We start from the raw sequence: 22,396 nt of genomic DNA, 5'->3' as shown, positions 1-22,396 counted from the left end.
GGCCATGGCCACCCCGTTGCGCGTGCTGCTCGTCGAAGACTCGGCCGATGACGCCGAGCTGCTGGAGTTCGAGCTGATCCGGGGCGGCTTCGCGCCGACCGTCCGCCGCGTCGAGACGGCGGACGCCATGCGCGCCGCGCTGTCCGGCGGCGCGTGGGACGTGGTGCTCAGCGACTACCACCTGCCCGCCTTCAGCGCCGAGGCGGCGCTCGCCACCCTGCGCGGCAGCGGCCGCGACCTGCCCTTCATCATCCTCTCCGGCGTGGTGAAGGCGGAGGAGGCGGTCAGCCTGATGAAGCGCGGCGCGCACGACTTCCTCGACAAGGCGGCGCTGGCCCGGCTGGTCCCCGCCATCGAGCGCGAGCTGCGCGACGCCGCCGAGCGCGCCCGGCACCGCCGCGCCGAGGAGCGGGTGCGGGTGCTGTCGCTGGCCATCGAGCAGAGTCCGGTGTCGGTGGTCATCACCGACCCGCAGGGCATCATCGGCTACGTCAACCCCAGCTTCGAGAAGGCCACCGGCTACCCGGCGGCGGAGGCGGTCGGCCGTCCGCTCGACTTCATCGGGCGCGAGGACGTTGGCGCCGACACCTACCGCGCCCTGTGGGCGGTGCTGCGCCGCGGCGAGGAATGGCGCGGCGAGTTCTGCAACCAGCGCCGCGACGGCACGCTGTTCTGGGAGCACGCCACCGTCTCCCCCCTGGAGGACGAGACCGGCGCCGTGACCCACTTCGTCGCCGTGAAGGAGGACATCACGGTCCGCCGCAGCTACGAGGAGCGGCTGCTGCGCCAGGCCAACTACGATGACCTGACCGGCCTGCCCAACCGGGTGCTGATGTTCGACCGGCTGGAGCAGGCGGTGGCGCTCACCCACCGGCAGGGCGGGCTGACGGCGCTGCTCTACATCGACCTCGACCGCTTCAAGACGGTGAACGAATCCCTCGGGCACGAGGCCGGCGACCAGCTGCTGAAAGAGGCGGCGGCACGGCTGGGCGACTGCGTGCGGCACGGCGACACGCTGGCGCGCACCGGCGGCGACGAATTCGTCGCCATCCTGCCCGGCCTGGACGACGGCGCCGCCGTGCAGGCGATCATCCACCGCATCGACACCGCGTTCGCCAGCCCCTTCGCCATCGCCGGGCACGACCATTTCGTCAGCGCCAGCGTCGGCGTGGCGCTGTGCCCCGACGATGGCACCAACAGCCAGGTGCTGCTGCGCAACGCCGAACAGGCGATGTACAAGGCCAAGGAGCAGGGCCGCGGCCGTCACCAGTTCTTCACCCGCGAGATCAACGAGCGCATGCAGGAGCGCGTGTCGCTGGAACGCCGCCTGCGCGGCGCCGCCGGCCGCGGCGAGCTGCTGCTGCACTACCAGCCGCTGTGCGGCATCCGCGGCGGCGCGCTGGTCGGCATGGAGGCGCTGGTGCGCTGGCGCCCGGCGCCGGACGAATTGCTGATGCCCGGCAGCTTCGTGCCGCTGGCCGAGGAGGCCGGGCTGATCGGCGAGGTCGGCGACTGGGTGATGGCCACCGCCTGCCGCGAGGCCGCCCGCCTGTTCGCCGGCCACGCGCCGGGGCTGCGGGTGGCGGTCAACGTCTCGCCGCGGCAGTTGCAGGGCGGCGGATTCGGCGACTGGGTGCTCCGCCAGTTCGAGGAGACCGGCCTGCGACCGGAACAGCTCGAGCTGGAGATCACCGAGAGCGTGGTGATGGACGACGCGCCGGAGACGCGGCTGACGCTGCGCCGGCTCTGCGACCTGGGGGTGCGGCTGTCCATCGACGATTTCGGCACCGGCTATTCGTCGCTCGGCTACCTGCAGCGCTACCCCTTCGACACGCTGAAGATCGACCGCTCCTTCGTCACCGGCGCCGTCACCGACGCCAACACGGCGCGGCTGGTCGAGACCATCGTCACCATGGCCCGCGGCCTCGGCCTGGAGACCGTCGCCGAGGGGGTGGAGACGCCCGAGCAGCTGTCCTTCCTGGACGGCTGCGGCTGCGACGTGGTGCAGGGCTACCTGCTCGGCCGGCCGGGGCCGGTGGAAGGCATCGCGGCGCGGTTGGGGTGAATGACAGCTCCTTGACAGCTCCCGTGCTACACTGATCCCCAGGGAGGAACGATCGCCGCGACGCGGGCCAAGGCGCCCGGCCGCCTGTTGTGGCGATGTGGGGAACGGCGAGCCATGCGCATCCTGGTCGTAGAGGACACCGAGGACCTCGCGGACGCGATCATCCAGCGCCTGCGCAAGCTCGGCTACGCCATCGACTGGGCCGCCGACGGCACCCACGCCGACGAGCTGCTGCGCACCGAGACCTACCAGCTGGTCATCCTCGACGTCATGTTGCCGGGCCTGGACGGACAGGCGATCCTGCGCGGCATGCGGCGGCGCGGCGACCGCACGCCGGTGCTGGTGATCACCGCGCGCTCGCAGGTGGACACCAAGGTCGACCTGCTGGACCTCGGCGCCGACGACTACGTGGTCAAGCCCTTCGACTTCCGCGAGCTGGAGGCGCGCTGCCGCGCCCTGCTGCGCCGGCCGCACGGCATGGCGTCCTCGGCCGAGGCGTTCGGCAACCTCACCTTCGACACCGCCGCCAAGAAGGTGTCGGTGGACGGCAAGCCGATCGAGCTGGGTGCGCGCGAGTTCCGCCTGCTGGAGCTGTTCCTCGCCAACCTGGGCAAGGTGATGAGCAAGGAGGCGCTGATGAACCGCCTGTTCAGCCTCGACCAGGCGGTGGCGCCCAACGCCATCGAGCTGTACGTCTCCCGCCTGCGCCGCAAGCTGGACGGCGCCTCGGTGACGATCCGCACGGTGCACGGCCAGGGCTACGTGGCGGACGTAACCGATGCTCGGTGAGGCCCCGGCGAACGGGCCGTCGCTGCGGCGGCGCCTGCTGGTCCGCCTGTTCGTGCTGCTGCTGGTGGTCGCGGTGGTGGCGTTCGTCTTCGTGCGCGCCTACGCCAAGCGCGCCGCCGACAGCGCCTACGACCAGCTGCTCTCCGCCGCCGCGCTCGCGATCGCCGACACCGTGCGCGCGGAGAATGGCGCGGTCACCGTGGACCTGCCCTATTCCTCACTCAGCATCCTCGGTATGGCGCGGCGGGACCGCGTCTTCTACAAGGTGCTGGGGCCGGACGGCGAGCTGATCACCGGCTACGCCGACCTCGCCGGGCAACCGGCGCGCGCCGTGGCGCCGGTGTTCGCCGACGCCGAGTACCGCGGAGCGGCGGTGCGCGTCGCCGTGCTCGGCCGCTTCGTCGCACAGGCGCGGCGCACCGGCTGGAGCACCGTGGTGGTGGCGCAGACGCGCGAGGAGCGCGACACCCTGGCCGCTGACATCTTCGCCAACGCCTTCGCGCCCATCGTGCTGGCGGTGCTGGCGGGTGCCGCGCTGCTGTGGATCGGCGTGCGGCAGGCGCTGGCGCCGCTGGGCTTCCTGGAGAAGCTGATCCGCGCCCGCCGCCCCAACGACTTCAGCCCGATCCAGGCCGCCGCCCCGGCCGAGGTCAGCCAGCTGCTGGGCGCCATCAACCACCTGATGGCGCGCCTCAAGGGCAACCTGGACACCACGCGCGTCTTCCTCGCCGACGCCGCCCACCAGATCCGCACGCCGTTGGCCGCACTCCGCGCCCAGGCCGAGCTGGCGGTGGAGGAGACCGACGACGCGACCCGCCGCCGCATGGTGGAGCGCATCCACCGCAACGCCGTCGAGGCCAGCCAGCTGACCAGCCAGCTGCTCAGCCACGCCATGGTGGTGCACCGCGGCGAGGCGATGCAGAGCCAGGACGTCGACCTCGCGGCACTGGCTGCCCAGGTCGCCCACCGCGCCGAGGCGGTGGCCGAGGACACGCCCATCACCATCGAGCGCCCGACCGAGACCGTTCAGGTCTCCGGCGACCCGGTGAGCCTGCGCGAGGCGCTCGCCAACCTCGTGGACAACGCGGTGAAGTACGGCGGCCAGAGCCCGGTGGAGGTGCGCCTACACCCGGCCTCCTCCGGCCGCGGCCCGGTGTTGGAGGTCGCCGACCACGGCCCCGGGATCGCCGACGCGGAGAAGGAGGCCGTGCTGCGCCGCTTCGGCCGCGGCAGCACCGCCGCCGGCACCACCGGCAGCGGCCTCGGCCTCGCCATCGTCGCCGCGGTGGCCGACGCGCACGGCGCCGTCTTCCGCCTGCTCGACCGTCCCGGCGGCGGCCTGATCGCCCGGCTGGAGTTCCCCGAACCGAGCACACCGTCCACCGAACCGGTCGCCGGACTGGCGGCCTTGGCGCTTGTCGTGCTGCTGCTGGTGCCCGGCGCCGGGCTGGCGACGGAGGCCACCTTCTATCCGGCGCCGCGGGCAGAGGCGGCGCGGCTGCGCGTCCACGCGGCGACCGATCAGCCGGCCATGGACGCGCTGATCCGCGACTTCCAGGACGCCAACCCGGACGTTGCCATCGACTACCTCGACATGAACACGGCCGAGCTGTACGCCGGCATCGTCAGCCCGAAGGGCGGCCCCCTGCCCGACCTTGCCATCAGCTCAGCGGTGGATTTGCAGACCAAGCTGGTCAACGACGGCTACGCGCAGCGCCACCGCTCGCCGGCGACCGCATCGCTACCGGACTGGGCGAACTGGCGCGACGAGGCGTTCGGCTTCACCCAGGAGCCGGCGGTCATCGTCTACAACCGCGCCCTGGTGCCGGAGGCGGAGGTGCCGCGCTCGCGCGACGAGCTGATCCGCCTGCTGCACGACCGGCCGGAGCGCTACCGCGGTCGCCTGACCACCTACGACGTGGCGTCCAGCGGCATCGGCTACCTGTTCGCCACGCAGGATTCGGTGGCGTCGAGCCAGTTCTGGCAGCTCACCGATTCCCTGGGGGATCTCGGTGTGAAGCTGGCCTGCTGCACGCCGGACATGATGGACCTGATCGAGCGCGGCGAGGCGCTGATCGGCTACAACCTGCTGGGTTCCTACGCGCGGGCCCGGCAGGCGGCGGGGTCGCCGCTCGGCATCGTGCTGCCCAGCGACTACACGCTGGTGATGTCGCGCGTCGCGCTGATCCCGCGCACCGCGCCGCAGCCGGCGTTGGCCGGGCGCTTCATCGACCATCTGCTGTCGGAGCGGGGCCAGAGCGTGATCGCCGCCGGCCCGACCTTCTACGCCGTGTCGCCGCTGGCGCAGGGACCGATGTCGACCGAGCGCCTGACCACCGACCTGGGTGGCCCGGCGCAGCGCATCGTCGTCGGGCCGGCGCTGCTGGTCTTCCTCGACGACCTCAAGCGCGGGCGCTTCGTCAAGCAGTGGCAGATGGTGATCGAGCGGCCGTAGGGCCTGTCGAATTGTCCGCCCCACCGACAGCTTCATGACAGGTCCATCCGGCATTGTGGCCCCAACGAACAATCCGTTGAGGAGACGCCACCGTGAAGCGCCATCTGTCATCCGTCCTTGCCGCCACCCTGCTGCTGGGCGCCGCGCCCGTGTGGGCGCAGGGCACCGACGCCTCCATCGTCTCGGCGGCCGAGCGGGAAGGCTCGGTCACCATCTACGCCGCGCTCGACGCCAGCGAGGCGCTGGAGCTGGTTCGCGGCTTCGAGGCGCGCTACCCCAAGGTCAAGGTCGACTACAACGACCTCTCCACCACCGAGCTGTACAACCGCTTCATCTCCGAGGCGGCGGCCGGCGGCGGGTCCACCGACCTGATGTTCAGCTCGGCCATGGACCTGCAGATGAAGCTGGTCAACGACGGCTACGCACAGCCCTACGCCTCGCCCGAGCGCGCCAACATCCCCGCCTGGGCGAACTGGAAGGACCAGGCCTACGGCATCACCGCCGAGCCCATCGTCTTCGCCTACAACAAGCGCATTGTGCCCGAGGCCGAGGTGCCGAAGACGCACGCCGACCTCGCGAAGCTGCTGGCGGAGAAGACCGACGCCTACAAGGCCAAGGTCGCCACCTACGACCCGGAGCGCAGTGGCGTCGGCTTTCTCTACATTACCCAGGACATGCAGGCCGACAAGGGCACCATGGACCTGATCAAGGCGCTGGGGAAGAGCGGCACCAAGCTCTACACCTCGTCGGGCACCATGCTGGAGCGCATCGCGTCGGGCGAGCACGCCATCGGCTACAACATGATCGGCTCCTACGTGCGCGAGCGGCAGAAGCGCGATCCCTCCATGGGTCTGGTGGCGCCCAGCGACTACACGGTGGTGATGTCGCGCATCGCCTTCATCCCGAAGGCCGCGAAGCATCCGAACGCGTCGAAGCTGTTCCTCGACTACATGCTCTCGGCCGAGGGGCAGAAGCACCTCGCCAACCGCTCCATCGGCCCGGTGCGCACCGACATGGCGGCGGACGCCGAGCTGGTGCCGGCCTCGGCCAGGCCGATCGCCATCGGCCCCGAGCTGCTGGCCTACATGGACCAGACCAAGCGCCTGAAGTTCCTGAAGGACTTCCAGCGCGCCATGCAGGGGAAGTGACCCCATGAACCGCCCCCTGCGCATCGCGGTCATCGTCGCCATGGCGCTGGCCGTGCTGGCTCCGGTTGGCCTCGTGGCCTACCAGAGCTTCCTCGACGGACCGTTCTTCCAGCCGCAGACCACCTTCAGCCTGTCGGCGTACGAGTTCGTGCTCGACGACGAGGACTTCTTCGAGGCGCTCGGCAACTCCGCCATGATCGCCTTCGGCATGACGCTGATCGCGGTGCCGCTGGGGGCGATCCTGGCCTTCCTGCTGGTCCGCACCGACCTGCCCGGCCGCCGCTGGATCGAGCCGCTGATCCTGGTGCCGATGTTCATCTCGTCGGTGGTGCTGGCCTTCGGCTTCGTCGTCACCTTCGGGCCGGTCGGGCTGGTCAGCCTGTGGGTGAAGGGCTGGCTGGGCGAGGTGCCGTGGTACCTCTACTCCAAGCCGTCGCTGATGGTGATCGCCGGGCTGACGCACGTGCCGCACGTCTTCCTCTACGCCTCGTCCGGGCTGCGCAGCCTGGGCTCCGACGTCGAGGAGGCGGCGCGCTCCACCGGCGCCGGGCCGCTGCGCGTGGCGCTGACCGTCAGCCTCCCCATGATCATGCCCAGCATCCTCTATTCCGCGGTGCTGGTGTTCTTCCTGGGCTTCGAGCTGTTCGGCCTGCCGCTGGTGCTCGGCGACCCGGAGGGCATCCTGGTGCTCGCCACCTATCTCTACAAGCTGACCGTCAAGCTCGGCACGCCGTCCTACCAGCTGATGGCCGTGGTGGTGGTCGCCATCGTCTGCATCGCCCTGCCGCTGGTCTGGCTGCAACGCACCCTGCTGAAGACCGCCAACCGCTACGTCGCGGTGAAGGGCAAGGCGAGCGCGGTGCGGCCGGTGTCCATCGGCGCGTGGCGCTGGCCGGCGGTGACGCTGATCGGGCTGTGGCTGCTGGTGACGGTGGTCCTGCCGGTGTCGGGTCTCGTGCTGCGGTCCTTCGTGACCAGCTGGGGCGAGGGCGTGTCGCTGGCCGGGTCCTTCACCCTGCACCACTTCAAGGAGCTGCTGAACTACCCGAACCTCGTGCGCGGCATCGTCAACACGGTGCTGATGGCGGCGGTCGGCGGGGCGGCGTCGGTGGCGGTGTACACGCTGGTCAACCTCGCCGCGCACCGCTGGAACTCGGGCTGGACGCGGGTGATGGACTATCTGGTCCTGCTGCCGCGCGCCATGCCGGGGCTGATCGCCGGCCTCGCCATCTTCTGGGTGTTCCTGTTCGTGGCCCCGCTGGCCCCGCTGCGCCAGACGCTGCTGAGCATCTGGGCCGCCTACACGCTGGTCTGGCTGGCCTACGGCATGCGGCTGGTGAGCGGCGCGCTGCTCCAGGTCGGGCCGGAGCTGGAGGAGGCGGGGCGCGTCGTCGGCGCCAGCCCGTGGCGGGTCAGCCGCGATCTGACGCTGCCGCTGATCAAGGTCGGCCTGATCGGCAGCTGGCTGCTGATCTTCGTCACCTACATGCGCGAGTACTCGACCGCCGTCTACCTGCTCAGCCCCGGCACGGAGGTCATCGGCTCGCTGCTGGTCTCGTTGTGGGGCACGGGTGCCGTGGACACCGTGACCGCGCTCTCCACCGTCAACATCGCGCTGATCGGTCTCGGTCTGCTGCTGATGACCTCTTTCAGGAAGCATCACCATGGCTAAGCTCATCATCGACGACCTGCACGTCCGCCTCGGCGGCAACGAGATCCTCAAGGGCATCAGCGCCACCTTTCAGCAGGGCGAGATCGTGGCGCTGCTCGGCCGCTCGGGCAGCGGCAAGACGACGCTGCTGCGCTCCATCGCCGGGCTGGAGCAGCCGAACAAGGGGGCCATCCGCATCGGCGACGCCGCGGTGTTTGACGCCGCGGCCGGCGTCAACCTGACGCCGGAGAAGCGCAACCTCGGCCTCGTCTTCCAGTCCTACGCGCTGTGGCCGCACAAGACGGTGTTCGAGAACGTCGCCTACGGCCTGAAGCTGCGCGGCTGCTCCAAGCCGGAGATCACCGCGCGGGTGGAGGCGGTGCTGGAGGGCGTCGGCCTGGGGCATCTGGGCGGGCGCTACCCGCACCAGATGTCGGGTGGCCAGCAGCAGCGCGTGGCGCTGGCGCGCGCACTGGTCTACAGCCCGCCGGTGATCCTGCTGGACGAGCCGCTGTCCAACCTCGACGCCAAGCTGCGCGAGGAGGCCCGCATCTGGATCCGCACGCTGATCAAGCGCCTGAACCTCACCGCGGTGTTCGTCACCCACGACCAGGTCGAGGCGATGGCCATCGCCGACCGCATCGTGCTGCTGGACGACGGCCGCATCGTGCAGTCCGGCTCGCCGGAGGAGCTGTACAACGAACCGCGCAGCCTGTTCGCGTCGGAGTTCATGGGCGTCAACAACACGGTGAAGTCCACCGTGCGCGAGGCGCGCGGCGGCTACGTGCAGATCGACCTGGAGGGCTTTGCGCTGTGGGGCCGCAACTGCGGCGGCAAGGCGGTGTCCGACCCGGCGGTCGGCGTCATCCGGCTGGAGCAGGTGGCGGTCGCCCACGGCGAGGCCGGCGGCGAGAACACCGTGCGCGCCGAGCTGGAGACCTCGGTCTACCTCGGCGGCCACTGGGAGCACGTGTTCCGTTGCGGCGAGCTGTCGCTGCGCGCCTTCGGCAAGCCGCTGAAGGCCGGCCCGCACTGGCTGCACCTGCCGCCGGAGCAACTGTGGGTGTTCTGATCATGCGGAAAGCCCCTTTCCCTCGACGGGAGAGGGGCTTTCGCGTCAGTCCGCCGTCACCGAGTGGATCTCGTCGGCGTTGAAGCGTTGCTGCTCCTCCATCACCATCTGGGCGAGGTCGCGCTTCAGGCGGTTGAACTCCGCCGACGCGCCGTCGCGCGGGCGCGGCATCTCCACCCGGACCTCCTGCTTGATGGTGCCCGGCCGGTAGGTCATCACCACGATGCGGTCGGCCAGATAGATCGACTCCTCGATCGAGTGCGTGACGAACAGCACCGTCTTGCCGACCTCCTCCCAGATGCGCAGCAGCTCGTCCTGGAGGGTGCGGCGGGTCAGCGCGTCGAGCGCGCCGAACGGCTCGTCCATCAGCAGGATCGGGCTGTCCAGCGCCAGCACGCGGGCGATGGCGACGCGCTGGCGCATGCCGCCGGAGAGGTCTTTCGGGAAACGGTTGCGGAAGTCCTGCAGATGCAGCTTGTGCAGCAGCACCTCCACCCGCTCGGCGATCTCCGCCTTGCCCATGCGCTTGATCTGCAGGCCGAAGGCGATGTTCTCGGCGACCGTCATCCAGGGGAACAGTGCGTATTCCTGGAACACCATGCCGCGGTCGGGGCCGGGCGCGGTGATCGGCTGGCCGTCCACCAGCACCACGCCCCTTGACGGCGGCTGGAAGCCGGCGACGGCGTTGAGCAGCGTCGACTTGCCACAGCCCGAGGGGCCGAGCAGGCAGATGAACTCGCCGTGGCGGACCTCCAGGTCGATGCCCTTCAGCGCGACGACCTCGTGGCCGCCGGTGGCGAACACCTTGTCCACCCCGCGCACCTCGATCTGCACGGGGGCGGTCTCGGGAACGGAGGCGGGGACGGATTTGAGTGCGGTGATCATGGGGACGCCTCCGCTCAGCTGTCGAGGCCGCGGTGCCACCGCAGCAGATGGGTGTTCAGCCGGTTCATCGCGATGTCGATGCCCAGGCCGAGGAAGCCGATGGTGAACATCCCGGCGATGATCTTGTCCGACCACATGAACTCGCGCGCCTCCAGGATGCGGAAGCCGAGGCCGGCGTTGACCGCGATCATCTCCGACACGATCACCACGATGAACGCGGTGCCGATGCCGATGCGCGCTCCGGCCAGGATGTACGGCGTCGCCGCCGGCAGGATGACACGCACGAACATGGTCAGCTTGCCGGCCCCCAGGTTGCGCGCGGCGCGGAGATAGATGCCGTCGACGTGGCGCACCCCGGCGATGGTGTTCATCAGCACCGGGAAGAAGGCGCCGATGGCGATCAGGAACACCGCCGGCGGGTTGCCCAGGCCGAACCACAGGATCGCCAGCGGGATGTAGGCGATCGGCGGGATCGGGCGCAGCACCTGGACCAGCGGGTCCATCAGGCCGTAGACGCGCTCGCTGGTGCCCATCAGCAGGCCGAGCGGCAGCGCCAGCCCCGCCCCCACCACGAAGCCGAGCACGACGCGGTACAGGCTGGAGTAGGCGTCGGTCAGCATCTCGCCCGACAGCGCCCAGGCGAGCCAGCCGGACTGTGCCGGATCGTACGGGTCGGCCGGCAGCAGATAGTGCCACCAGCGCACCAGCACCGCGCCCGGCGACGGCAGCACCGTGGGGTTGACCATGCCGGACGAGGACAGCGCCTGCCAGACGGCGACGACGACCAGCGGCACCAGAGCGCCGCGCGCCAGCGCGGCCGGCGTGATGCGGGAGGGACGGGACATGGCGTGCTCTCCCCTGTCCTCAGTTCACCTGGACGGCGGTCTTGGCCTTGGCCAGCAGGTCGGGCTTGACCCAGTCGGCGGCCTTCGGCGGATTGGCCATGCGGCCGACGCCGTATTTCTGCATCATGTCGGTGCTGGTCTGCACGTGCTCGACCGTGATGTCGGTGCTGAACGGCGAGTTGCCGATGGCGTCCTGGTAGTCCTGGCTGGTGATCTGGCCCTTGAAGACGTTTTCCCGCACGTACTTCTCGGCCAGTTCCGGCTTGGACAGGAAGATGGCGGTGGCCTCGACGAAGCAGCGGATGAAGCGCTGGGCCACCTCCGGCTTCTTCGTGTAGAAGTCCTCGGTGACGACCAGCGAGCGCACCGGTTCGCCCAGATCGGTGTCGTAGGGCTTGATGACCTCGACGCCGAAGCCCTTGTTGATGGCCTGGCTCGACTGCGGCTCCGACTGCGACATGGCGTCGATGCTGCCGGCGGCCAGCGCCTGGTTGAGGTCGGCATAGCCCATGTACAGGATCTGCACGTCCTTGCCGCCGCGATCCGACCAGGACAGGCCGTGCTTGGCAAGTTCGGCCAGCAGCACCAGTTCCTGCGTCCCGCCGCGCGCCACGCCCACCTTCTTGCCCTTGAGGTCGGCGATGGCCTTCACCCCGGCGTCGGGCTTGGCGACGATGCGCACGCCGCCCTTGGCGAAACCGGCCACCGCGTAGATCGGCACGCCCGACGCGCGGCCGGCGATGGCGGCCTCTACGGCGCTCGCGGCGGCGTCGATCTCTCCGGCGACGATGGCCGGCAGGATGTCGATGCCCTTGGGAAACACCCGTTCTTCGATCTTCAGGCCGTACTTCGGCCCGATCTCCTTCATATAGGAGACGGCGCCATAATGGGCGAACTTGAGGTTGCCGAGCCGCACCACGTCGTCGGCGTGCGCGGTCTGGGTCACGAAGGCGGCGAGCACCGCCATCGCGGCAAACAGGAACTTCTTGGACATGCATCCTCCTCGGGTTCTTCCGCGGTGGAGCCGCGGTTTGCCGGCCCCTATGGCAAGCAGCGTGCCGGAGGCGCAACCGTTGGGGATGCTGATGTTCGCGATGGCAAATCGGCGGAAATCCGCCGAGGCGCCGCGTGAAATCGGCGGAAATCCGCCGACCGCGGAAAATCCGTTCCTCCGCCGGAGGAACGGTGCCTTGCCGGCGCCCCTTGACCACGGGCGATCCGTCCCAGCACTCTGCGCTTCCGCCTCAATCCCCGGCACAGGCCATGTCCATTGCCCGCACCGACCAGCAGACGGACGCCCTGCCCCGCCCGCGCCCCGGCGGTCGCCGGGCTCTGTGGACCGTGGCGTTCGTCGCAGCGCTGACGCTCGCCCCTTGGCAGACGCACCGCTGGGTGGAGGCGAGCGGGCTGGCCGAACTGCGCCGGGTCGGCGACCAGCGCCTGGGCCTGTACGCCAGCGGCATCCGCACCGCCGTCGGCCGATACGACTACCTGCCTTTCCTGCTGGCGCACGACAAGGACGTGCTGGCGTTGCTGGAGGATCCTTCCGCCGACCGTCGGCACACCACCAACCGCCTGCTGGAGGACGCAAACGAGGCCGCCGGAGCGGCATCGTTGTACGTCACCGACCGCACCGGGCTGACGCTGGCCGCCAGCAACTGGCGTGACCCGGTGCAGAGCCTCGTCGGCAACCGCTACGACTTCCGCCCCTATTTCCGGCAGACGATGGCGACCGGCAGCGGCCGCTACTTCGGCATCGGCGCCACCACCGGCCTGCCCGGCTACTTCCTGTCGCGTGCGGCGCTCGGAGCGGAGGGGGTGGCCGGCACCGCCGTCGTCAAGGTCGACCTGGAGCCGCTGCAGCGCGACTGGCAGGCGGCCGGGGAACGGGTGATGGTCACTGACGGGAACGGCGTCGTCTTCCTCGCCAGCCACGCCGAGTGGAAGTACCGTCCCCTGCGTCCGCTGGCCGAACCGGTGCGCGCCCAACTCGCCGCCACCCGGCAGTATGCCGGCGCCGACCTCCGTCCGCTCGGCCTCGGTGACGGGCCGGACGGCATGGTGACGCTGTCGGATGAGCGGGGCCGCGCCTTCCTGATGCAAGAACTGGCCCTGCCCGACTTCGACGCCACCATCCGCCTGCTCGCCGACGTCGAACCCGTGCTGGCCCAGGCGCGCAGCGGCGCGGTGCTGGCGGCGGCGCTCGTGCTGCTGCTCGCCGCCGGCCTGCTGCTCGCCCGCCAGCGCGCCGAGACGTTGCGCCTGCAACGCGAGGCGCACGAGACTCTGGAGCGCCGCGTCGAGGAGCGCACCCACGAGCTGGCCGCCGCCAACCAGGTGCTCCGCGACGCGCAGGAGGAACTGGTGCAGGCCGGCAAGCTGGCGGCGCTCGGACAGATGTCGGCGGCGCTGGCGCATGAGTTCAACCAGCCGCTCGCGGCGATCCGCACCTTCGTCGCGTCCACCCGCCTGCTGGCGGAGCGCGGCGACACCCCCTCGGTGCTCGGCAACCTGGGCATGATCGCCGACATGGCGGAGCGCATGGCGGTGATCTCCGGCCACCTCAAGACCTTCGCCCGCAAGGGGCCGGCGCGGGTGGAGGCGGTGCCGGTGGGGCAGGCCCTCGATCGCGCGCTGCTGCTGCTCGGCCAGCGGCTGCGCCAGGATGGCATCGACCTGACCCGCGCCGTGCCCGACGACGCCCTGGTGCGCGGCGACGCGGTCCGGCTGGAGCAGGTGCTGGTCAACCTGATCCGCAACGCCGCCGACGCCCTGTCCGGTGTGGAGGACCGCCGCATCACCGTATCGGCCGTGCGTGGTCCCGGGGTGTGGGAGGTGCGGATCTCCGACATCGGAACCGGCATCGCGGCGGAGCATCAGGCCCGCCTGTTCGACCCGTTCTTCACCACCAAGGAGGTCGGCGAGGGCCTGGGCCTCGGGTTGTCGCTGTCCTACGGCATCGTGCGCGACTTCGGCGGCAGCCTGCGCGCCGAGAACAATCCGGACGCCGGCGCGACCTTCGTGATGATCCTGCCGGAGGCCGCCCATGGCTGAGCTGAGACACGTCCTGTTCGTCGACGACGAGATGCCGATGCGCGTCTCGGTCGAGCAATGGCTGCGCCTCGCCGGCTTCGCGGTGGAGGCGTTCGAGACACCGGAACCGGCGCTGGCCCGTCTGGCGCCGGACTTCCCCGGCATCCTGGTCACCGATGTGCGGATGCCGCGCACGGACGGGTTGACCGTGTTGGGACAGGCGCTGGAGCGCGACGGCGACCTGCCGGTGATCCTGGTGACCGGCCATGGCGACGTCGCCATGGCGGTGGAGGCGATGCGGCGCGGTGCCTACGACTTCATCGAGAAGCCCTTCGAGCCCGAGCGCCTGACCGAAGTGATCCGCCGCGCCTGCGAGAAGCGCCGGCTGGTGCTGGAGAACCGCGGCCTGCGCCGGCAGGTCTCCGGCCGCGGCATCGAGGGACGGCTTGTCGGCACGTCGCGCGCGATGCAGGACCTGCGGCGCGAGGTGCTGGAACTGGCCGCCACCAGCGCCAGCGTGCTGATCCACGGCGAGACCGGCTCCGGCAAGGAGGTGGCGGCGCGCTGCCTGCACGACTTCGGCCCGCGCGCCCGCGGCGCCTTCGTCGCCGTCAACGGCGGCGCCATCCCCGAGAGCATGGCGGAGAGCGAACTGTTCGGCCACGAACCCGGCGCCTTCACCGGCGCTGCGCAGCGCCGCGTCGGCCGGATCGAGCATGCCGACGGTGGCACCCTCTTCCTCGACGAGGTGGAGAGCATACCTGCGGCGATCCAATTGAAACTGCTGCGCGCCCTGCAGGAGCGCAGCATCGAGCGGCTCGGCTCCAACAAGGCGGTCGCCGTCGACATCCGCATCGTCGCCGCCAGCAAGGTGGACCTGTTGGAGGCCAGCGACGCCGGCCGCTTCCGCGCCGACCTCTACTACCGTCTGAACGTGGCGGAGTTGCACATCCCGCCGCTGCGCGCCCGCGGCGAGGACATCCCGCTGCTGTTCGACTTCTTTGCCGCGGAGTTCGCCGCCCTGCACGGCCGCGAGCCACGCCCGCTGGAGCCTGTGGACATCGACGCGCTGCTGGCGCACGACTGGCCGGGCAACGTGCGCGAGCTGCGCAACCTCACCGAACGCCACGTGCTGACGCTCGGCCGCGGCGGGGTGGCGGCGCTGCTGCGGCGACGGCCGATGGGCGAAGCCGAGACCGGACGGCGCTCCCTGCCCGAGCAGGTGGACGCCTACGAGAAACGCCTGATCGAACAGGCGCTGGAGCGCTGCCGCGGCGACATCAAGGCGGTGATCGACCTGCTTGGCATCCCGCGCCGCACCCTGAACGAGAAGATGGCCCGGCACGGGCTGGAGCGGCAGGCTTTCCTGGCGCGCTGACCGCTCAGCCGCAGGCGGCCGGCGGCCGGCGCTCGGTCTCCGCGGCCATGGAGCGGAAAGCGCCGCTGGCCGGGTCGTGCAGCAGCAGATCGGCCGCCGCCACGTCGAACAGGCAGCCGTGCAGCGCAAGCGTGCCGGTCTCGACCTTCTCGCGGATCCACGGGAAGCTCATGAGGTTGGCGAGGGATTGGCGGATCACCTCGCGCTCGGCCGCGGCGCAGGCCTGTTCCGGATGTGCGGCGCCGTCGAGGACCCGCGCGCGCACGTCGGCGGCGATGGACATCCACGGGCCGATGAAGTCGCCGCCATCGGCGCCGCGGTCGAGCAGCGTGCGGATGCCGCCGCAGCGGGTGTGGCCCATGACGATGACCTGCGGCACGCTCAGTTGCCGGATCGCGAACTCCAGCGCCGCGCTGGTGCCGTGGTAGTCGGCGCTTGGCGCGTAGGGCGGCACCAGGTTGGCGACGTTGCGGATGACGAACAGGTCTCCTGGCCCAGCCCCGAAGATCAGCTGCGGATCGACGCGAGAATCGCAGCAGGCGATCACCGCCGCGCGCGGGTTCTGCCCGGCGACGGAGAGGTGGCGGTAACGCTCCTTGTGATTCTGGAACGCCGTGGCGCGGAACGTCCGGAAACCATCGATGAGCGTCTGCATGGGGCGTCCTCGTCAGTCATGCCGCATGCGATTATTCGCATCCTTCGCAGGTTCGCAAGCCCTGGGCCGAAAAATCATGCAATCTTGCGAGGATATACGCCGCCATTCCTCCGTTTTTGCGAAGATTGCAAATTCGTGTTCACCCGTGAACCAGCCGTTCCAGAAGATCTTCGCTCCCCATCTGGCCGCCCTTGAGCATCAGCTCGATGCCGTCGCAGGCGGGGTCGTCGCCGTGGCTCCGGCACAGCGTCACCCCTGGCCCCAGGATGGTCGCATAGGATAGCCCCCAGCAGCCGAGCGCGGCGACGGCCCGGCTGGAGGTGTCGCCGCCGAGGATGCCCAACCGCCGCACCGGCACCGCGCGCACCACGTCGGCGACGAAGGCCGCGGTGGCGGCGGCGACCGCGGCGGCCTGAGCGGTGTCGGGCGCGTCGTCCGGCGGCGCGGTCCACACCAGGACGTGCCGTCCGGTCCGCAGGCGGGTGGCGACGTCCTCCCGCAGGCGCGCCGCGTAGGCGGGGTCGGCGCACAACAGGCCGGCGGCGGCGTGCAGGCGGTCGAAGGACGCGGCGGCCTCGACCTGCCGGCGCGTCACCGGCGACAGGCTGCCGGCCATGACGAACACCGGGCCGCGCGCCGGCTCCAGGGCGTAATCCATGGGACGGGACGCCGCCGGGCCGGCGAGCGACCAGTGCGCGGTCAGCGCCTGCGCCACGCTGCTCGGCCCCACCGCCAGCAGCGGCGCCCGGCGGGCGCGCTCCCAGATCAGCCGGCCGATGAGGGCGAGGTGCGCCGGGCGGGCGACGTCGAGCAGCACGCCCCCTTCGCCCACCCGCGCGTCGAGCGCCGCGTCGCCCAGGTCGTAGTCGGGGTAGTGCAGCGCCGCGACGTCGGACAGCCCTTGTGCGGCGAGATGCAGGCGCAGGTCGGCCTCGGTCATCGGGGTGACCGGGTGGGCGCGCATGGTCGGGTGGCGGTCGATGCGATGTACGGTCCCGCCGATACCGGCGGCGGCGAAGAGGGTGCTGAACAGGCAGTAGCGGCCAATATTCGGCTGGCCGCCGACGATGGGCAGGAACGGGTTCGGGAAGAACGGCCGCAGCGCCGCCACCGCGGCGCCGATGCTGCCGACGTGCGGCGCGCTGTCGAAGGTCGAACAGCACTTGTAGTGCATCACCGGCACGCGCAGGCCCGCGAAGAAGCGCCCGACCGGCTCCAACTCGGCCCGCATGGCCTCCGGATCCATGCCGCGCGCCGCCCCGGCGATGCCCAGCGCGTCGAGCGGGCCGAGGTTCGCCAGCCGCCCGGCGTCGGGCACGCCGAGCAGCAGCAGCGCCCGCTGCCCGGCCTTCGCCAGGGTCGCCAGCGTGTCGGTGGCGCCGGTGAAATCGTCGCCGTACCAGCCGTACCGGAGCGTCACGCCTTCCCCCCAAAGAACGCCAGCGCGCGTTGTAGTTCCGGCTGCGCTTTGGCCGCATCCTCCAGGCTGGTGCCCGCGCGCACCGCTGCCCACGCCTGCCGGATCGAGGCGACGCCGGCCGCCGGGCCGTCCGGATGCGCCATGATGCCGCCGCCCGACATGAACAGCAGGTCGTCGGTGCCCGCGGCGTCCCAGGTCACCGGCACGGTGCCCGCCCATTGCCCGGAGGAAAAGGCCGGCATCACCCGGTCGTCCGCCCCGTCGGCCAGCGGCGTCAGGCAGGCGCGCGCGCCCTCGATCACCTCCGAATCCGGCTGGGCGAACTTGCCCTGCAGGCCGTGCACGTGCATGTGGTCGACGCCGGCCAGCCGCCAGAGGACCTGATAGGCATCGAAGCCGATGCCCAGCATCGGGTGCCGGGAGAGAGCGCCGAAGCCGTTGCGGTGGCCGTGCAGCACCAGCCCGGTGCTTTGCCGCAGCGTTTGCACCGCCGAGAAGCCGCACCAGTTCAGGCTGACCATCACGCAGCTGCCGTCCTCGCGCTCCACCAGCTCGGCGTGGCGGCGCATGGCGTCGGTCTCGTCGGTGATGTTGAACGCGACCATCACGTGCTTGCCGGTGCGGTCCTGGTGCGCCCGCACCCGCCGCATCACCGCCGGCACCCGCTCGGCCAGCGGCGCGTGCGCCGGGTCGGCGCAGATTTCGTCGTCCTTGATGAAGTCCAAACCGGCGGCGCAGAGCTGGCCGACCAGCTCCCCCGTCTCCTCGGCCGACAGGCCGACGTTGGGCTTGATGATCGAGCCGACCAGCGCGCCCTCGGAGACGCCGGTCAGCCGCCGGGTGCCGGCGACGCCGTGCCGCGGCGCCTCGAACTGCGCCCGGTAGACAGCGGGGACGCGCACCGATTCCAGGCGCAGCCCGGTGACCTCGCCCAGGTCGTACAGGTTGCCGGCCACCGTCGCCGCCAGCGTCGGCAGGTTGGGCCCGAGGTTGGCGACCGGGAAGGAGATGGTGATCTTCGCCCGCCGCCACGGCCCCGGCCGCCTCTGCCGCTCCAGCCAGCTGTTCGGCAGGCTGGGGGTGAGCGCGGTGGGCAGTTCCTCGATCCGCTCCACCACGGCGCGGGCGCGGGCGCGCAGGTCGTCGGTCTCGCCGTGCACGCGGGTGAAGGTGCCGCAGGACTGCTCGCCGGCCATCACCTCGGCCACCTTGGCCGGGTCGAGCGGCGTCTCGATCAGGTAGTCGGCTTCCAGGCGCCCCATAATATGCTCCATAAGCGGCTTACAGCCGGCTGAGGTCGGGGAACGGGCGCACCGGGTCGCTGCCGTCCCAGCCTTCGGAGGCGGCGCGGATCAGGTCGAACATCTTGCCCTTGGGGCCGGCGACCTCCGACAGCTCGATGACGGTGCCGGGGTGGTACTCGGTGTCGAAATAGACGAAGCGCCCGCGCTCTCCCACCTCGCCGCTCATGACGGGTTTGAACCCCTGTTTGAGCAGCCGCTCCATGTCGGCGTCGTAGTCCTGCGTCCAGTAGGCGACGTGCTGGAGGCCGGTGCGCCCGGCCTGCCGGAAGTCGCGGTACATGGAGGGCGCATCGTTGCGGGTCTGGATCAGCTCCATCTGCAACGGGCCGGAGTTGGCGAGCGCCACCGAGTTGTGCACCTCGTACCGCTCGCCCCGGTAGGTGTAGTTCCTGATGGGCACGCGCTCGTTGTAGAACCACGGGCCGATGCCGAGCGTGCGGCTCCAGTAGTCCATGGCGGCCTCGATGTCGTCCACGACATAGCCGGCCTGCCGGATCTCGCCGAAGAATCGGCTCATGCGAACACTCCTTGAAAGAGGGACCGGCGGCCTCAGAAGGGCAGAAAGCCGGTGGAAATCCAGGGGATGGCGGCGACCACGACCAAGCCCACGAGCAGGGCGGCGACGTAACCCCAGATGTGCTTGAGGCCCTCGTCCGGGTGGACCTTGCTGATGGCGCAGGCGCCGTAGTAGCCGACGCCGAACGGCGGGGCGAACAGGCCGATGCCCATGGCGAAGATCACCACCATGGCGTAGTGCACCTCGTGCACGCCGGCGGCCCGCGCGATGGGGAACAGCAGCGGCCCGAACAGCACGATGGCGGGGATGCCCTCCAGCACGCTGCCGAGGATGACGAAGGCGACGATGGAGATGGCGAGGAAGCCGTATCCCCCGCCGGGGATGCCGGCCATCCAGCGCGCCAGATCCCGCGAGAAGCCGGATTGCGTCAGCCCCCAGGCCATGGCGGTGGCGCAGCCGACGATGAAGATGATAGCGCCCGTGAGCGACGCGGTCTCGATCAGCATGGGCCGCAGCCGCGCCCAGTCGAATTGCCGGTAGACCAGCAGGCCCATCAGCGTCGCGTAGGCGATGCCGATGGTCGACACCTCGGTGGCGGTCGCCACACCTTCGACCACCGCGGCGCGGATGACGAAGGGGAGCGCAATGGCCGGCAGCGCCACCAGGGCGAGGCGCGCGATCTCCTTCTTCGGCGTGCGGGCGACGTGGCTGAGGTCCTCGTGCCGGTAGCGCCACCAAACGACGGCACACAGCGCCGCGCCCAGCACCACCGCCGGCAGCAGCCCACCGGCGAACAGCGCGGCGATCGACACGCCGGTGACCGAGCCGATGGTGATCAGCACGATGGAGGGCGGGATGGTCTCGGTCTGGGCACCCGTGGCGGACAGCAGTGCCACGAGGTCGCCGGGGGCGGCGCCGCGCTTCTTCATCTCGGGGAACAGCACCGGCGCGATGGCCGCCATGTCGGCGATCTTCGAGCCGGAGATGCCGGAGACTAGGTACATCGCCCCGATCAGCACGTAGGACAGCCCGCCGCGCACGTGCCCCAGCAGGCTGGCGAGGAACTGGATCATGGCGCGCGCCATGCCCGTCATCTCGATCAGCAGGCCCAGGAAGACGAACAGCGGCACGGCCAGCAGGATCAGGTGCGACATGCCCTCGTCCAGCCGGCCGACCATGACCAGCAAGGGCGTCGTGGTGGTCAGCGCCAGATAGCCGAAGGTGGCCAGCGCGAAGGAAAAGGCAATGGGCACCCCGGCGAAGACGTTGGCCGCCACCACGCCGACGAAGAATATGATCAGGTTGGCCTGCCCCAGCGGCTTCAGCACCGGCCCGGCCAGCCAGAAGGCGCCGACCACGCCGGCGGTCAGCGCCACCGCCGCCAGCACCAGCCGGGGCGAGCGCAGCCGCATCAGCCGCACCAGCGCCACCACCAGCATCAGCGCCACGCCGGTCGGCAGCGCCGCGGCGCGCCATGCGTTGGAGACCTCCAGCGCCGGGGTGACGATGTACTGCTCCTCCATGGCGTAGTCGGCGGCGTGGTGCAGGATCAGCGCCAGGAAGGCGACGGGCGCGGTGATCGCCAGCGTCTCCAGCAGGGCGCGGGCCTGCGGGCCGACGCGGCTGACCAGCCCGGTCATCCGCATGTGCTCACCCCGCCGCAGCGCCACCACCGCGCCCAGCATGGACAGCCAGAGGAAGAGGATGGAGGCCAGTTCGTCCGACCACACCAGCGGCGCGTGGAAGACGTAGCGGGCGACAACCCCGGCAAAGAGGATGACGATCTCCACCAGCACCAGCAGCGCCGCCACCGCCTCGACGGTGAAGGCGAGGCCGCGGTCCAGCCGGTCGGCGAGATGGGTGGCCGAACCGGAGGAGGCCGTTGTCTGGAACACGGTCGCTTCGCCGGACATGGTCGCGTGCTCCTCGGTATGGGGGTGCATGGCGCTAATCCGCTTCTGCGACACCCTCCCCCGCCTCCGGCGGGGGAGGAAGGGGCCCGCGCCGCAGGCGTGGGAAGGTGGGGGCTACGGTGGAGGTGGCAGGCGGTGATCTTCGCGCGCGCTGCAGCCCCCACCCAACCCTCCCCCGCCGGAGGCGGGGGGGGGGGCAATTCATTACGCCAGCTTGCCGACCGCGCCCTCCAGCAGGCCCCAGGCCTCGTCGCCGAAGCGGCCCTTCCACTCCGAATAGAAGCCGGAGTCGCGCAGCTTGGCGCGGAAGCTGTCGGGGTTGGGCTTGTTGAAGGCCAAGCCCTTGCTCTCCAGGTCCTTCTGCACCGACTGGTTCAGCGCCTTGATGTCCTCGCGCTGCGCCATGCCGGCGTCGTTGATGGCGCCCGCCACAATCTTCTGGAGGTCCGGCGGCAGGCCGTTCCAGGCGCGGCCGTTGGCGATGAACCAGAAGCCGTCCCAGATGTGGTTGGACAGCGCGCAGTACTTCTGCACCTCGTACAGCTTGGCGACCTGGATGATCGGCAGCGGATTCTCCTGCGCATCGACGATGCGCGTCTGCAGCGACGAGTACACCTCGCTGAACTGCAGGCTGGCCGGGGCGGCGGAGAGCGCCTTGAACATGGCGATGGACAGCGGGCTGACCGGCACGCGGATCTTCAGGCCGTTCATGTCCGCGGCGGATTCGATGGGCTTGCCGCTGCTGGTCATCTGGCGGAAGCCGTTGTCCCACATCTTCTCGAAGGCGTGGAGGCCGACCTTGGCGATGGCGCCGCGCACGTGCGCGCCCAGCTTGCCGTCCATCGCCGCCCACACCTGCCCGTAGTCGGAGAAGGCGAAGCCCACGGCGTTGATCGCCGCCACCGGCACCAGCGTGGCGATCACCAGCGCCGACGGCGTGAAGAAGGTGATGCCGCCGCTGCGCACCTGGCTCAGCATGTCGGTGTCGCCGCCCAGCTGATTGTTCGGGAAGATCTGGACGGAGACGCGCCCGTTGCTCTCGCGGGCGATGCGCTCGGCCGCCTCCTGCGCGCGGACGTTCAGCGGGTGGGTGAGCGGCAGGTTGTTGCCGTACTTCAGCTCGAACTCGGCGGCGCGGGCGATGCCCGGCATCCCGATGAGCGCCCCCGCGGCCGGAGCGGCGGCGAAGGCCTTGAGCATGGTGCGGCGCGACAGCTGGTTCATGCTTTCCTCCCCGGCATCGTTGATGTAGTTTGATGCCATAGC

Annotated in this window: 17 protein-coding genes; 8 read left to right on the top strand and 9 right to left on the bottom strand. The window is 70.5% G+C overall.

From position 1 onward, the window contains the following. Positions 1-4: 4 nt before the first annotated feature. The 6 genes from TSO221_RS29720 to TSO221_RS29695 all read left to right on the top strand — a co-directional run bounded on the left by TSO221_RS29720 (position 5) and on the right by TSO221_RS29695 (position 9,180). Positions 5-2,065 carry an EAL domain-containing protein gene (locus TSO221_RS29720; protein WP_109122122.1) on the top strand — a complete coding sequence of 687 codons (2,061 nt, stop codon included), beginning with the start codon at positions 5-7 and terminating at the stop codon, positions 2,063-2,065. A 114-nt stretch (positions 2,066-2,179) separates the two neighbouring features. Further along, entirely contained in the window at positions 2,180-2,854 is a 675-nt protein-coding gene (locus tag TSO221_RS29715; RefSeq protein WP_109122121.1) for a response regulator transcription factor, read from the top strand. Further along, on the top strand, positions 2,844-5,309 hold the full coding sequence (locus TSO221_RS29710; protein ID WP_109122120.1) for an extracellular solute-binding protein: 2,466 nt from the start codon (positions 2,844-2,846) through the stop codon (positions 5,307-5,309). Before TSO221_RS29715 ends, TSO221_RS29710 begins: the two co-directional genes overlap by 11 nt. A gap of 92 nt (positions 5,310-5,401) precedes the next feature. Next, complete coding sequence (locus tag TSO221_RS29705; protein WP_109122119.1) at positions 5,402-6,457, top strand: ABC transporter substrate-binding protein; 1,056 nt, start codon at positions 5,402-5,404, stop codon at positions 6,455-6,457. Positions 6,458-6,461: 4 nt separating this feature from the next. Beyond that, complete coding sequence (locus tag TSO221_RS29700) at positions 6,462-8,129, top strand: iron ABC transporter permease (RefSeq protein ID WP_109122118.1); 1,668 nt, start codon at positions 6,462-6,464, stop codon at positions 8,127-8,129. Then, positions 8,122-9,180 carry an ABC transporter ATP-binding protein gene (locus tag TSO221_RS29695; RefSeq protein WP_109122117.1) on the top strand — a complete coding sequence of 353 codons (1,059 nt, stop codon included), beginning with the start codon at positions 8,122-8,124 and terminating at the stop codon, positions 9,178-9,180. Before TSO221_RS29700 ends, TSO221_RS29695 begins: the two co-directional genes overlap by 8 nt. Before the next feature lie 45 nt (positions 9,181-9,225). On the opposite strand, the gene TSO221_RS29690 is transcribed toward TSO221_RS29695, so the two are convergent. The 3 genes from TSO221_RS29690 to TSO221_RS29680 are packed head-to-tail and all read right to left on the bottom strand — an operon-like array spanning position 9,226 to position 11,904. Further along, entirely contained in the window at positions 9,226-10,065 is an 840-nt protein-coding gene (locus TSO221_RS29690; RefSeq protein ID WP_109122116.1) for an ABC transporter ATP-binding protein, read from the bottom strand. Positions 10,066-10,079: 14 nt separating this feature from the next. Continuing rightward, the gene (locus TSO221_RS29685) at positions 10,080-10,910 is read right to left on the bottom strand and encodes an ABC transporter permease (protein ID WP_109122115.1); all 831 of its coding nucleotides are present in this window, start codon (positions 10,908-10,910) and stop codon (positions 10,080-10,082) included. A 19-nt stretch (positions 10,911-10,929) separates the two neighbouring features. Further along, on the bottom strand, positions 10,930-11,904 hold the full coding sequence (locus TSO221_RS29680; RefSeq protein ID WP_109122114.1) for an ABC transporter substrate-binding protein: 975 nt from the start codon (positions 11,902-11,904) through the stop codon (positions 10,930-10,932). 269 nt (positions 11,905-12,173) lie between these two features. Here TSO221_RS29680 and TSO221_RS29675 point away from each other — a divergent pair, with 269 nt between their 5' ends. Together TSO221_RS29675 and TSO221_RS29670 are read left to right on the top strand one after the other, a co-directional pair. Further along, positions 12,174-13,964 (top strand): ATP-binding protein, encoded by a 1,791-nt coding sequence (locus TSO221_RS29675; RefSeq protein ID WP_109122113.1) that lies wholly within the window; start codon positions 12,174-12,176, stop codon positions 13,962-13,964. Next, on the top strand, positions 13,957-15,321 hold the full coding sequence (locus TSO221_RS29670; protein WP_109122112.1) for a sigma-54 dependent transcriptional regulator: 1,365 nt from the start codon (positions 13,957-13,959) through the stop codon (positions 15,319-15,321). The genes TSO221_RS29675 and TSO221_RS29670 overlap by 8 nt, the downstream gene beginning before the upstream one ends. Before the next feature lie 4 nt (positions 15,322-15,325). Here TSO221_RS29670 and TSO221_RS29665 read toward each other — a convergent pair whose 3' ends face one another. From TSO221_RS29665 to TSO221_RS29640, 6 genes are all read right to left on the bottom strand, one after another. Then, entirely contained in the window at positions 15,326-15,976 is a 651-nt protein-coding gene (locus TSO221_RS29665) for a carbonic anhydrase (protein ID WP_109122111.1), read from the bottom strand. Between the two features lie 139 nt (positions 15,977-16,115). Beyond that, entirely contained in the window at positions 16,116-17,396 is a 1,281-nt protein-coding gene (locus TSO221_RS29660) for a four-carbon acid sugar kinase family protein (RefSeq protein WP_109122110.1), read from the bottom strand. Then, on the bottom strand, positions 17,393-18,658 hold the full coding sequence (locus tag TSO221_RS29655; RefSeq protein ID WP_109122109.1) for a ribulose-bisphosphate carboxylase large subunit family protein: 1,266 nt from the start codon (positions 18,656-18,658) through the stop codon (positions 17,393-17,395). The genes TSO221_RS29660 and TSO221_RS29655 overlap by 4 nt, the downstream gene beginning before the upstream one ends. A gap of 19 nt (positions 18,659-18,677) precedes the next feature. After that, on the bottom strand, positions 18,678-19,217 hold the full coding sequence (locus TSO221_RS29650) for a VOC family protein (RefSeq protein ID WP_109122108.1): 540 nt from the start codon (positions 19,215-19,217) through the stop codon (positions 18,678-18,680). A gap of 32 nt (positions 19,218-19,249) precedes the next feature. Beyond that, positions 19,250-21,130, bottom strand: coding sequence for a TRAP transporter large permease subunit (locus TSO221_RS29645; RefSeq protein ID WP_109122147.1), 1,881 nt, complete (start codon positions 21,128-21,130; stop codon positions 19,250-19,252). A gap of 204 nt (positions 21,131-21,334) precedes the next feature. Then, positions 21,335-22,354: a TRAP transporter substrate-binding protein gene (locus TSO221_RS29640; RefSeq protein WP_109122107.1), complete on the bottom strand. Its 1,020-nt coding sequence runs from the start codon at positions 22,352-22,354 to the stop codon at positions 21,335-21,337. Between the last annotated feature and the right edge of the window lie 42 nt (positions 22,355-22,396).

It is taken from the genome of Azospirillum sp. TSO22-1, from assembly GCF_003116015.1.
Taxonomy (GTDB): Bacteria; Pseudomonadota; Alphaproteobacteria; order Azospirillales; family Azospirillaceae; genus Azospirillum.
Note: the sequence above shows the minus strand (reverse complement) of the source record. Positions and strands in the feature narration are given on the sequence as shown.

What these genes read in the sequence shown, in the direction of transcription:
- TSO221_RS29675 (WP_109122113.1), top strand. Translation starts at nt 12,174, where the DNA reads ATGTCCATTGCCCGCACCGACCAGCAGACGGACGCCCTGCCCCGCCCG.
- TSO221_RS29680 (WP_109122114.1), bottom strand. Translation starts at nt 11,904, where the DNA reads ATGTCCAAGAAGTTCCTGTTTGCCGCGATGGCGGTGCTCGCCGCCTTC.
- TSO221_RS29695 (WP_109122117.1), top strand. Translation starts at nt 8,122, where the DNA reads ATGGCTAAGCTCATCATCGACGACCTGCACGTCCGCCTCGGCGGCAAC.
- TSO221_RS29700 (WP_109122118.1), top strand. Translation starts at nt 6,462, where the DNA reads ATGAACCGCCCCCTGCGCATCGCGGTCATCGTCGCCATGGCGCTGGCC.
- TSO221_RS29670 (WP_109122112.1), top strand. Translation starts at nt 13,957, where the DNA reads ATGGCTGAGCTGAGACACGTCCTGTTCGTCGACGACGAGATGCCGATG.
- TSO221_RS29685 (WP_109122115.1), bottom strand. Translation starts at nt 10,910, where the DNA reads ATGTCCCGTCCCTCCCGCATCACGCCGGCCGCGCTGGCGCGCGGCGCT.
- TSO221_RS29650 (WP_109122108.1), bottom strand. Translation starts at nt 19,217, where the DNA reads ATGAGCCGATTCTTCGGCGAGATCCGGCAGGCCGGCTATGTCGTGGAC.
- TSO221_RS29690 (WP_109122116.1), bottom strand. Translation starts at nt 10,065, where the DNA reads ATGATCACCGCACTCAAATCCGTCCCCGCCTCCGTTCCCGAGACCGCC.
- TSO221_RS29720 (WP_109122122.1), top strand. Translation starts at nt 5, where the DNA reads ATGGCCACCCCGTTGCGCGTGCTGCTCGTCGAAGACTCGGCCGATGAC.
- TSO221_RS29640 (WP_109122107.1), bottom strand. Translation starts at nt 22,354, where the DNA reads ATGAACCAGCTGTCGCGCCGCACCATGCTCAAGGCCTTCGCCGCCGCT.
- TSO221_RS29665 (WP_109122111.1), bottom strand. Translation starts at nt 15,976, where the DNA reads ATGCAGACGCTCATCGATGGTTTCCGGACGTTCCGCGCCACGGCGTTC.
- TSO221_RS29715 (WP_109122121.1), top strand. Translation starts at nt 2,180, where the DNA reads ATGCGCATCCTGGTCGTAGAGGACACCGAGGACCTCGCGGACGCGATC.
- TSO221_RS29645 (WP_109122147.1), bottom strand. Translation starts at nt 21,130, where the DNA reads ATGTCCGGCGAAGCGACCGTGTTCCAGACAACGGCCTCCTCCGGTTCG.
- TSO221_RS29655 (WP_109122109.1), bottom strand. Translation starts at nt 18,658, where the DNA reads ATGGGGCGCCTGGAAGCCGACTACCTGATCGAGACGCCGCTCGACCCG.
- TSO221_RS29710 (WP_109122120.1), top strand. Translation starts at nt 2,844, where the DNA reads ATGCTCGGTGAGGCCCCGGCGAACGGGCCGTCGCTGCGGCGGCGCCTG.